The organism is Flavobacterium sp. (assembly GCF_040402835.1).
In the GTDB taxonomy this organism is placed as follows: domain Bacteria; phylum Bacteroidota; class Bacteroidia; order Flavobacteriales; family Flavobacteriaceae; genus Flavobacterium.
This window is the reverse complement of record NZ_JBBALW010000059.1, coordinates 1-1,020: the sequence shown is the minus strand read 5'-3', so window position 1 is coordinate 1,020 and position 1,020 is coordinate 1. Positions and strand designations below refer to the sequence as shown.

Below are 1,020 nucleotides of genomic sequence, written 5' to 3'. Positions count from 1 at the left end.
AAAATTTAATTGTTCTTTTAGATTTTCAAAGCTTTTATAAGCATCGAAACCTAGCCATTGATATTTTATTCTTTTCCATAGTATTTCTATCAGATTTAACTCTGGAGAATATGGTGGCAAAAAGTAAATCAAAACATCCTTTTCTTTCCATTGTTCTATTTTAGCCATAAACTTTTTTGATTTATGGATTGGTGAATTGTCAAGAATCACAACTGTTTTTTTAATAGTTTGCTCCACAAAACGATCCATAAAACATATAATTCTATCTGAATTAAATGTTGATTCAAGTATTTCAAAATAAAGATTATTTTTACGAGTCATTAATCCAACTACATTTTGATATTTGCCCTTAGCAGCTGGTAATAATATTGGATTATCCTTTGTTTGCCAAGCATAAGGTACATTAGGAGTGAGTCCAAAATGACTTTGGTCTCCAAAATATAAATCAATATATCCGCTATCTTCCAAACTCTTTAGTGATTCTATTTGCTTTTGTTGAAATCTAAAATTCTCTTCGTTTCGTTTGCTTTTTAAGGAAAGCCTAGCTCTTTTCCAACTATAACCCAGTAACTTTTAAAAAATTCTGCAATGTCTTTTTGCAGATGTTAATATTGTGTTGCTCTTCAAAGTAAATTAATACATTTTTTAAATTCCTATTGTGAAGTTCTAATTGCTCCGAAACCTCTTTGGAATAGTCTTTTAAAAGAGTTTTAGCGCCTCTTCCCTCTGATATTGCAAGAGAATCGACACCAATTTCAGCCCAACTATCATACCAACGTTCAATAGTTCTGCGACTGACATTAAAAATAGAAGCTAGGTCATTAATCTTGCGTCTTTGATGCGATAAAACAAGACATTGACTACGTTTTCTAACGGTATTATTAGGGCTATTTTGATGAAGGTATTCCAATACCTCAATCTCTTCTGTTTTTAGTATTATATATCTCATAATGAGATAAATATACAAATTATATTACATATAAACAACAAAATACGACATTATTTTATTCTAATTACTTA

2 protein-coding genes are annotated in these 1,020 nt (G+C 29.6%); both read right to left on the bottom strand.

Translation table 11 applies throughout. From position 1 onward, the window contains the following. Window positions 1–567 (bottom strand): IS630 family transposase (locus AC9UEH_RS11530; RefSeq protein ID WP_509532032.1); only part of this gene is annotated, 567 nt, incomplete at its 3' end. After that, the gene (locus tag AC9UEH_RS11525) at window positions 557–949 is read right to left on the bottom strand and encodes a helix-turn-helix domain-containing protein (RefSeq protein WP_509532029.1); all 393 of its coding nucleotides are present in this window, start codon (window positions 947–949) and stop codon (window positions 557–559) included. The genes AC9UEH_RS11525 and AC9UEH_RS11530, both read right to left, overlap by 11 nt. Window positions 950–1,020: the final 71 nt, after the last annotated feature.

What these genes read in the sequence shown, in the direction of transcription:
- AC9UEH_RS11525 (WP_509532029.1), bottom strand. Translation starts at nt 949, where the DNA reads ATGAGATATATAATACTAAAAACAGAAGAGATTGAGGTATTGGAATAC.